Here is an 8,859-nt window from a genome sequence, read left to right on the forward strand (position 1 = left end):
AATGGGGCCTTAGCTCAGCTGGGAGAGCGCCTGCCTTGCACGCAGGAGGTCAGCGGTTCGATCCCGCTAGGCTCCACCATTATTCTAAATAGTTTTCCTGGCGGCGTAGCTCAGCTGGCTAGAGCGTACGGTTCATACCCGTAAGGTCGGGGGTTCGATCCCCTCTGCCGCCATCCTAAAGGACCTTTAGCTCAGTTGGTTAGAGCAGACGGCTCATAACCGTCCGGTCGCAGGTTCGAGTCCTGCAAGGTCCACCACTATCTGAATACAAATATGGAGGAATACCCAAGCCTGGCTGAAGGGATCGGTCTTGAAAACCGACAGGGGTGTTAAAGCCCGCGGGGGTTCGAATCCCTCTTCCTCCGCCATATTTTCTTAAAAAACGTAGTGGTCAGGAATTAATAACATTATCGCGGGTGGAGCAAGTCGCATCACGCAGAATGTGATTTGTATAATTTCCTAAAAGGAAATTACAGCTAAGTCTTAAAACAAAGAAGCAAGCGTAGGATTTAAATTTCCTACAACTAACATTATCGCGGGGTGGAGCAGTGGTAGCTCGTCGGGCTCATAACCCGAAGGTCGCAGGTTCAAATCCTGCCCCCGCAACCAAATGGTCCCGTGGTGTAGCGGTTAACATGCCTGCCTGTCACGCAGGAGATCGCCGGTTCGATCCCGGTCGGGACCGCCATTTCTTTTAAGATACATAGTAAAAGAGAACAGTTGTAAAATGTAATAATTGGCTCAGTAGCTCAGTCGGTAGAGCAAAGGACTGAAAATCCTTGTGTCGGCGGTTCGATTCCGTCCTGAGCCACCATTCTTTGCGGGTGTAGTTTAGTGGTAAAACCTCAGCCTTCCAAGCTGATGATGAGGGTTCGATTCCCTTCACCCGCTCCATGGGCCTATAGCTCAGCTGGTTAGAGCGCACGCCTGATAAGCGTGAGGTCGGTGGTTCGAGTCCACTTAGGCCCATCATATTCCGCAGTAGCTCAGTGGTAGAGCAATCGGCTGTTAACCGATCGGTCGTAGGTTCGAGTCCTACCTGCGGAGCCAATTTTATACGGGGAAGTACTCAAGAGGCTCAAGAGGCGCCCCTGCTAAGGGCGTAGGTCGCGAAAGCGGTGCGAGGGTTCGAATCCCTCCTTCTCCGCCATATTTATATGGCCCCTTGGTCAAGCGGTTAAGACACCGCCCTTTCACGGCGGTAACACGGGTTCGAATCCCGTAGGGGTCATTTCATAAAAAAACCACATCCATTAAATTCATTGGATGTGGCTTTTTTTCATTTATCCCCCGTATAACTATCCCTTTGATGATAGGGAATGTCTCCAAGAGGGGACTCGATTCCTTCATCATCTAACTTCCCTTCATATTCCTCGGATATTTCCGAACGGACAAATCCACGGGCTTCTCCAGTGATATCTGTACTGATGAACTCTTCCACTTCTTCGGCTGCGCCATCTACTAGTTCATCATCATATAGCGTATTGTAATCATCGTGATCTCCGGTGAAGTCTGATGGTGTTTCAGAAGTACCTGATTTGGCTATTTCCTGAAAGCTATCCTGCCCATCCCTTCGAATCCCACTCCTATGGTCACGGTCGGCGAACGTATTTGGATTCGCCATGGTCAGTATGTCCTTTTCCGAAGGTCTGTCATCCGGCACGTCTTGGTCTGGGCTATGCTCGATGCAGAATGTCGTGTAAGGGAGAGCTTCAAGGCGCTCAAATGGTATCTCCCGTTCACATACTTCACAATACCCATACGTTCCATCTGACAAGGCAAGTAAAGCGGTTTCGACTTTATCATATTCGTCGCCTGCATGTACATTCAAGGCGAGGTCTTTTTGTCGTTCAAAAAGTTCGGTACCCAAATCGGCTGGATGATTGTCATACGTTGATAATTCGCCAACCGCGTCCCTTTCAGAATTTCTTATATCCGTTTCTCTCTCTGTCTTTAAAAATTGCGATCTTAGTTCCATTAACTCCTGTTTAATTACGCTTTTTTGTTTATCGGTCAACATCTGCAGCACATCCTTTTGTATGTTATCACTAGTATGGTCATTGATCTGGATTCCCATAGCAATATTTAATTGTCGTTCTTATCAATTCCCTTCATGATAGCCAAACTAAACATCAAGATTGGGCAAAGTGAATGATATCTTCCTTATCATGCATATTAAAATCGAAATTACAGTCTTTCCTGATTGGACAACATAATAGCGCTGACTCGAAGCATACTTGGAATGAAAATAAGAAGTGCATGTTGGGATCCTTGTTTGCATTATCTATGCGAGACCGACGTAATTTCGGTATAATGGAAGTAAGAAATCTATTCTTCTTTTAAAAAATATGTCGGAGTGTTGATTGATTTAACATGAAGGAGAGAAAATGATGAGTCACAAGATTAAGGAAACCAATATGTCACGAAAGATGACGATTTCTTCTGATATCCGGTTTTTTACAGAAACCGTGGAGGTAGGAAGAATATCCCCTTTGTCATTTTTCGAGGCAGGGGCTTCGGAATATAAAAATGAACGCTTCTATTGGCAAAATGCTGATAAGACATTGACGCTCATCGGAATTGGACATGCTTATACTTTGTCGAATACGAAACATGCCGGCCGCTATAAAGATATAGCGGAGAATTGGAAGCAGTTATGTTCCCGATTGATAAAAGAGGAAAAGGATATGGATCCAGTTTTATTTGGCGGTTTTTCGTATGACGAGGAAAATCGAAGCGTTTCGGAATGGAGTGAGTTTCCATCCTCTTATTTTGTAGTTCCCTCTTTTCAATTGAAGATTGAAGAAGGAAGGACACTCGTATCCATCAATATGATTACCAATCGCGCAGAGGCTGCGGCGGATTTTGAAAGGCTTCGCGAGGTAAGGGATCATCTCATCCATATCGCACAAGTGGAAGAGTTCAATTTCACGGATAAAAATGAACTCCTTTCAACAAATGAACGTGAAAAAAATCATTATTTAAAAGCTGTAGAAAACGTGACCGAATCAATCCGAAGAGGCAAGGCCGACAAGGTAGTGATCGCACGTGCGCTTGAACTTCAATTTGAACATGAGGTGAGTGGCGTCTCTGCGCTCCAATCTATTTCGAATGAACAACAAGAGAGTTATCATTTCGGACTACAAAGGGATGGTTCCCTGTTTTTTGGGGCGACGCCGGAGCGCCTCATCCAGATCAGAGATGGAAAAGTCTATTCGGCATGTGTTGCCGGCTCAATCCGACGAGGCAAGTCTGCTCAAGAGGATCGGGAATTGGGAGAAAAGCTGTTGAGCGACCGGAAGAATCGAGAAGAGCACCAGTATGTCGTAGCAATGATTTCTAATGTATTTAATTCATTCTGCAATGAAGTTATAATTCCTAAAACGCCGAAGCTGATGAAGATCAGAGATATTCAGCATTTATACACGCCAGTTGAAGGATTGCTTGAACAGAAAATCGATATCTTCTCTTTCGTCGAAGCATTGCACCCGACACCTGCATTAGGTGGAGTTCCGACAGATGTCTCGCTGGAAATGATCCGACAAGAAGAAGGGATGGACCGGGGGTATTATGCCGCTCCTATCGGTTGGACAGATGCTGCAGGTAATGGGGAATTTGCGGTGGCACTTCGCTCTTCATTGATTCAAGGAAATCGTGCTTATTTGTATGCAGGCGGCGGGATCGTTGCAGATTCTGTGCCTGAAGAAGAATATGAAGAGACTTGGGTGAAATTTAGACCTGTTTTAAGGGCGCTTGGAGGAAAACTGAATGGATGAACGGAGAATATTGACGAACCATGTATTACGAATGACAGACACTTTGCTTCGTGCTGGAGTAAAGGCGGCTGTCATTAGTCCGGGCTCCCGTTCAACGCCACTTGCATACGCATTTGCGGCTTCCGAAGAGCTACAGACATTTATGCAAGTCGATGAAAGGTCCGCTGCTTATTTTGCACTTGGCTTAGCGAAGGCTTCCGGGAATCCGGTTGTTCTTCTATGTACGTCAGGTACAGCAGCCTCCAATTACCATCCTGCAATCACTGAAGCGTTTTATGCACGACTCCCATTGATTGTCCTTACTGCGGACCGTCCGCATGAATTGCGGGGTGTAGGAGCTCCACAAGCGATTGATCAATTGAATATATACGGCAAGCACGTGAAGTTCAGCGTGGATTTACCGCTTGCTGAGGAGAATGAAGAGTTGGATTGGTACCTCGAACGGCATGTTAATCGCGCGGTTTCTATTGCAACGACTAAACCGATGGGCCCCATCCACTTGAATATACCGTTGAGGGAACCTTTGCTGATCGATTTCGATATGAAATCGCCATCATCTACTTTCATTGAAAGGGTATATGGAGAAAATGAGCTTTCGTTAGAGCAAAAGCAAACGTTGAAACATGTTTTTTCTCAAACGGAAAACGGATTGATCATTGCTGGGGAATTACCCGTTCATTTCGATAAAGAAGCCTTCTGGCAATTCGCAAGGTCCATGCAATGGCCGGTTCTATGTGATCCTTTATCAAATCTGCGGTCGGAAGTCCCTGAAGATTGTAGATCTCTATGCATCGCACATTATGATGCTTTATTGAAAAGCGAACAGTTTAAGGCACAAGCTATGCCATATACTGTTATCCGTTTCGGCGCGCAACCTGTTTCAAAACCGTTGATGTTATTTTTGAAACATAACCGTCCAAATGTGTTTATTGCTGTGGATGAATCGCCAGAATTCAGGGATTCCCTAGGAGTTGTCACACATCATCTGCAAACTTCACCGGAGTCCGTCTATAGTGTTCCTGAACAGATGGAGCCAAATCGTTACGCGGCGTTATGGGCAACAGCAGATGAACTTGCTGAAGCGGCCACCCGGGAATACGTAGGATTGCCTGGGGACGAAGGAGTCATCGTGAAAACGTTATTCGAAATGATGCCTGATGGCAGTGATCTCTTCAGCGGCAGCAGTATGCCAATACGGGATGTCGATACATTTTTCTGTAAGACGGATAAAGATATTGCCATTTTTTCAAATAGAGGCACGAATGGGATTGATGGAGTTGTTTCGTCGGCATTTGGTGTTTCAGCGGCCCGCAATCGGCCGACTTTCCTGCTAATTGGCGATTTGTCCTTTTTACATGATGTGAATGGATTGATTGTATCGAGGTTCCATGAGACGAATTTAACAATCATCATTTTGAATAATGATGGTGGAGGAATTTTCTCGTATTTACCGCAGTCAACGGTATCAAATCATTTTGAAGAATTATTCGGGACACCGACAGGACTGACTTTCGAGCATATTGGCTCCATGTATGATACGCAATATGCTGCAGTACAGACAGTTGAAGAGTTCAAAACGGAGATGCAACGAGAAAAGACGAAGCCTGTCCGAATCATTGAAGTGTTCACGAGCAGGCCTGTGAATGTAGAAGCTCACCGGGCATACTGGAATGATCTGACGCAAAGGTTAGATCGCCATGAATGAATCTTGGATTTCGATTCGCGGCCTATCCATACATGTCGAAATGGAGGGGGAGCTTGATCTTCCCACTGTCGTCTTTCTACATGGTTTTACAGGTTCCACGCGTACGTGGCGGGAAGTGCGGGATGAATTGAAGGGCAGCTTTCGAACTGTTGCCATCGACTTGACAGGTCACGGCAAAACAACCGTTCCGCAATATCCCGAACGTTTTTCCATGGAAGAGCAGATTGAAGACCTTCACTTGCTTTTTGAGCAACTTTCTTTGAATTCATTTTACCTTGTTGGTTATTCTATGGGCGGCCGTATCGCATTGGCGTTTACACTCCAATATCCCGATTTTGTAAAAGCTTTACTGCTTGAAAGTTCTTCGCCCGGACTAAAGGAAGAAGAGGCCCGAAATGATCGAATGAATGCGGACGAAGTACTTGCAAAGAAAATCATTCAAAATGGGATTACTTCATTCGTTAATAGTTGGGAAAACATTGCTTTGTTTGATTCCCAAAAAAGACTTCCTGCTGTGAAACGGCAGATGATTAGGGAAGAAAGACTTCAACAAAGCGAAATAGGGCTTGCCAATAGCTTGTTAGGGATCGGGACTGGAAGACAGAAATCCTATTGGGAAACCCTTGTTTCGATAAAATGCCCTGTTTTTCTTATGACTGGGGAGTTGGACTCGAAGTTTGTAGCAATTGCCCGGGAAATGAAAAGTATGGTGCCAACTTGGCATCACACAATCATTCCGAATACGGGACATGCAATTCACGTGGAAAATCCCGTTTTCTTTGCTACAATGATAAAGGAGTATTTGAAATAAATTTAGAGGAGGAATAAAATGACTCGTCAATGGGAAACAATCCGTACATATGAAGATATTAAATATGAGAAGTACAACGGTATTGCAAAAGTGACAATCAACCGTCCGGAAGTGCGTAACGCATTCCGCCCGAAAACTGTCATGGAAATGATTGATGCATTCTCCAGAGCTCGAGATGATGAAAGCATCGGTGTCATCGTTTTAACAGGTGAAGGTGAAAAAGCATTCTGTTCAGGAGGGGACCAATCTGTCAGAGGTCATGGAGGATACGTCGGTGACGATGAAATTCCACGTTTAAATGTCCTTGATTTACAAAGACTGATCCGTGTCATTCCAAAACCTGTCGTCGCAATGGTTGCGGGATACGCAATCGGTGGCGGACATGTTTTACATGTCGTATGTGACTTAACAATCGCTGCTGACAATGCACGCTTTGGACAAACTGGACCGAGAGTAGGTTCATTTGACGCAGGATACGGTTCAGGCTACCTTGCCCGAATTATCGGCCATAAGAAAGCAAGGGAAATTTGGTATCTGTGCCGTCAATACGATGCTCAACAAGCATTGGATATGGGGCTCGTCAACACAGTTGTTCCTTATGAGCAATTGGAAGACGAAACGGTGCAATGGTGTGAGGAAATGCTAGAGATGAGCCCGACTGCACTTCGTTTCATCAAGGCTGCGATGAATGCCGATACAGATGGATTAGCAGGTTTGCAACAAATGGCAGGAGACGCAACTTTGCTTTATTACACAACGGAAGAAGCAAAAGAGGGAAGAGACGCTTTCAAAGAGAAGCGTAAGCCAGACTTCGGTCAATTCCCGAGATTCCCTTGATCCTAATTTGAAGATTATGAATCAACAACTGAGCTGCCTTTGAACAGGCAGCTTTTCTAATGAGGTGAAAGTACATGATGATTCCTAATTGGTTAATGAAAAGGGCTGATTTGACGCCGGATAGGATGGCGCTCTCGTTCGAAGGGGAGCAGTGGACATTCAGGCAGCTTAAAGAGGAAGCTGTTGAGATTGCCCGTAAATTGAGGAAGAATGGATTGATGGAAGGGGAACGGATCTCCTTATTGGGGCCGTCCACCCCGGATATGGTATTTATCATTCACGGCTGTTTATTGGCAGGGCTTGAAATTGTCATGTTAAACAGTAAATTGTCCACGAGGGAAATAGCTTGGCAATTGGATGATTGCAAAGCGTCCACTGTAATCGTGGCGGATGAATTTCTGAGTCGGGTCGAGAATCTGAAAACGAATGTACTCACTTTCTCCACGCTGAAATCTAGCGGGCAGCAAGATTTGTCCATTACAGCAATGTGGGATCCGTCTAGAACAATGACAATCATGTATACTTCTGGGACAACTGGACATCCGAAAGGTGTGCGGCAAACGGTGGGTAATCATACATCGAGCGCATTGTCTTCTGTCTTGAATTTAGGATTGAATGAAGCAGATATTTGGCTTTGCACGATGCCTTTGTTCCATATTAGCGGTTTTTCCATTCTTGCTCGATCCGTCATTTATGGGATGGGTGTAAGGCTTTATGAAAAATTCGATACTCTTGCTGTGACTGACGAAGTGCGAAATGGCACTGTTACCAGGATATCTGTTGTCGCAACTGGACTACAGCGCCTTCTTGATGAACTTGAAAAAAGTGATACAATCGCACATGCTTCCTTACGAACGGTACTTGCCGGTGGAGGCCCTGTACCTGACGAGTATTTACGAAGAGCAGAAAAGTATAACTTGCCAGTCTTGCAAACATATGGCATGACGGAAACGAGTTCACAAACTGCAACACTCTCTTCCGAAGATGCATTGCGGAAGTCGGGATCCACAGGGAAACCTTTATTCTTTAATCAAATAAAAATTAGGGAAGAGGAAAAACCGGGTGATTTAGGTGAAGTGCTTATTGCTGGTCCACATGTGACGCCGGGTTATATCGGGTATGCAGCGGATAAGAATCCATTAGAGAATGGCTGGCTACCGACGGGTGATATTGGATATATCGATGAGGACGGGTATTTATTCATCGTAGATCGGCGTTCAGATTTAATCATTTCCGGTGGGGAAAATATTTATCCGGCAGAAATCGAAAATGTACTTCTTTCCTGTCCGAATGTGTTGGAGGCGGGCGTATGTGGGCAAGATCATCCCGAATGGGGAAGTGTCCCAATTGCTTTTATTGTTAAAGATGGAGAGATATCGGAATCTGAGTTAGAAACGTATTGTCGGGAGCAACTTGCGGGCTATAAGGTGCCAAAAGCATTCCATTTTGTTGAACAACTGCCGCGCAACGCTTCAAATAAGCTGTTGCGGCGGGAATTGAAGGAATGGATGAAACGAAAATGATTAATGCCTCTCCACAATATAGGAGAGGCACTTTTCATCTAGCTGCGGGCGGCAGAGGCTCAGGGTCATAAGTCAAAGCTGCTGTGTGGCAAAGGGCGCCACTTCGCATCTTCGCCTTATGCCTGTCGCCTCTCGGCAGCCGCTCTCCGCTTTTGCTATCATCTAGCTGCGGGCGGCAGAGGCTCGGGGTCATAAGTCAAAGCTGCT

The 8,859-nt window shown here is 45.4% G+C and carries 6 protein-coding genes and 12 tRNA genes; 17 read left to right on the forward strand and 1 reads right to left on the reverse strand.

Annotated features, from left to right (window positions below):
• The first annotated feature begins 3 nt into the window (after positions 1 to 3).
• From SLU01_RS10855 to SLU01_RS10910, 12 genes are all read left to right on the forward strand, one after another.
• Positions 4 to 79, forward strand: a tRNA-Ala gene (locus SLU01_RS10855).
• 20 nt (positions 80 to 99) lie between these two features.
• Positions 100 to 173 (forward strand) — tRNA-Met (locus SLU01_RS10860).
• Positions 174 to 180: 7 nt separating this feature from the next.
• Positions 181 to 257 (forward strand) — tRNA-Ile (locus SLU01_RS10865).
• Positions 258 to 275: 18 nt separating this feature from the next.
• Positions 276 to 368: transfer RNA gene (locus tag SLU01_RS10870), tRNA-Ser, on the forward strand.
• 166 nt (positions 369 to 534) lie between these two features.
• Positions 535 to 609 (forward strand) — tRNA-Met (locus SLU01_RS10875).
• 3 nt (positions 610 to 612) lie between these two features.
• Positions 613 to 688 (forward strand) — tRNA-Asp (locus SLU01_RS10880).
• A gap of 50 nt (positions 689 to 738) precedes the next feature.
• Positions 739 to 814: transfer RNA gene (locus SLU01_RS10885), tRNA-Phe, on the forward strand.
• A 6-nt stretch (positions 815 to 820) separates the two neighbouring features.
• Positions 821 to 894 (forward strand) — tRNA-Gly (locus SLU01_RS10890).
• A gap of 1 nt (position 895) precedes the next feature.
• Positions 896 to 969 (forward strand) — tRNA-Ile (locus tag SLU01_RS10895).
• A gap of 6 nt (positions 970 to 975) precedes the next feature.
• Positions 976 to 1,050 (forward strand) — tRNA-Asn (locus SLU01_RS10900).
• 9 nt (positions 1,051 to 1,059) lie between these two features.
• Positions 1,060 to 1,150: transfer RNA gene (locus tag SLU01_RS10905), tRNA-Ser, on the forward strand.
• Between the two features lie 9 nt (positions 1,151 to 1,159).
• Positions 1,160 to 1,231: transfer RNA gene (locus SLU01_RS10910), tRNA-Glu, on the forward strand.
• 48 nt (positions 1,232 to 1,279) lie between these two features.
• On the opposite strand, the gene SLU01_RS10915 is transcribed toward SLU01_RS10910, so the two are convergent.
• A complete protein-coding gene (locus SLU01_RS10915) occupies positions 1,280 to 2,020 on the reverse strand; it encodes a TraR/DksA C4-type zinc finger protein (protein WP_147058211.1) in 741 nt (246 codons plus the stop codon).
• A gap of 370 nt (positions 2,021 to 2,390) precedes the next feature.
• Here SLU01_RS10915 and SLU01_RS10920 point away from each other — a divergent pair, with 370 nt between their 5' ends.
• The 5 genes from SLU01_RS10920 (at position 2,391) to SLU01_RS10940 (ending at position 8,652) form a co-directional block, all read left to right on the forward strand.
• Positions 2,391 to 3,776 carry an isochorismate synthase gene (locus SLU01_RS10920; protein ID WP_147058203.1) on the forward strand — a complete coding sequence of 462 codons (1,386 nt, stop codon included), beginning with the start codon at positions 2,391 to 2,393 and terminating at the stop codon, positions 3,774 to 3,776.
• Positions 3,769 to 5,481 (forward strand): 2-succinyl-5-enolpyruvyl-6-hydroxy-3-cyclohexene-1-carboxylic-acid synthase, encoded by a 1,713-nt coding sequence (gene menD / locus SLU01_RS10925; RefSeq protein WP_147058205.1) that lies wholly within the window; start codon positions 3,769 to 3,771, stop codon positions 5,479 to 5,481. Before SLU01_RS10920 ends, menD begins: the two co-directional genes overlap by 8 nt.
• Positions 5,474 to 6,292, forward strand: coding sequence for a 2-succinyl-6-hydroxy-2,4-cyclohexadiene-1-carboxylate synthase (menH, locus tag SLU01_RS10930; protein WP_147058207.1), 819 nt, complete (start codon positions 5,474 to 5,476; stop codon positions 6,290 to 6,292). Before menD ends, menH begins: the two co-directional genes overlap by 8 nt.
• An 18-nt stretch (positions 6,293 to 6,310) precedes the next feature.
• Positions 6,311 to 7,129 (forward strand): 1,4-dihydroxy-2-naphthoyl-CoA synthase, encoded by an 819-nt coding sequence (menB, locus tag SLU01_RS10935; RefSeq protein ID WP_147058209.1) that lies wholly within the window; start codon positions 6,311 to 6,313, stop codon positions 7,127 to 7,129.
• Positions 7,130 to 7,206: 77 nt separating this feature from the next.
• Positions 7,207 to 8,652 carry an o-succinylbenzoate--CoA ligase gene (locus SLU01_RS10940; protein ID WP_147058213.1) on the forward strand — a complete coding sequence of 482 codons (1,446 nt, stop codon included), beginning with the start codon at positions 7,207 to 7,209 and terminating at the stop codon, positions 8,650 to 8,652.
• Positions 8,653 to 8,859 lie beyond the last annotated feature (207 nt).

This window comes from Sporosarcina luteola (assembly GCF_007991495.1).
GTDB lineage: Bacteria > Bacillota > Bacilli > Bacillales_A > Planococcaceae > Sporosarcina > Sporosarcina luteola.

Excerpts from the sequence above, each read along its gene's own strand:
- SLU01_RS10915 (WP_147058211.1), bottom strand. The coding sequence starts at position 2,020 with ATGTTGACCGATAAACAAAAAAGCGTAATTAAACAGGAGTTAATGGAA.
- SLU01_RS10920 (WP_147058203.1), top strand. The coding sequence starts at position 2,391 with ATGAGTCACAAGATTAAGGAAACCAATATGTCACGAAAGATGACGATT.
- menD (WP_147058205.1), top strand. The coding sequence starts at position 3,769 with ATGGATGAACGGAGAATATTGACGAACCATGTATTACGAATGACAGAC.
- menH (WP_147058207.1), top strand. The coding sequence starts at position 5,474 with ATGAATGAATCTTGGATTTCGATTCGCGGCCTATCCATACATGTCGAA.
- menB (WP_147058209.1), top strand. The coding sequence starts at position 6,311 with ATGACTCGTCAATGGGAAACAATCCGTACATATGAAGATATTAAATAT.
- SLU01_RS10940 (WP_147058213.1), top strand. The coding sequence starts at position 7,207 with ATGATTCCTAATTGGTTAATGAAAAGGGCTGATTTGACGCCGGATAGG.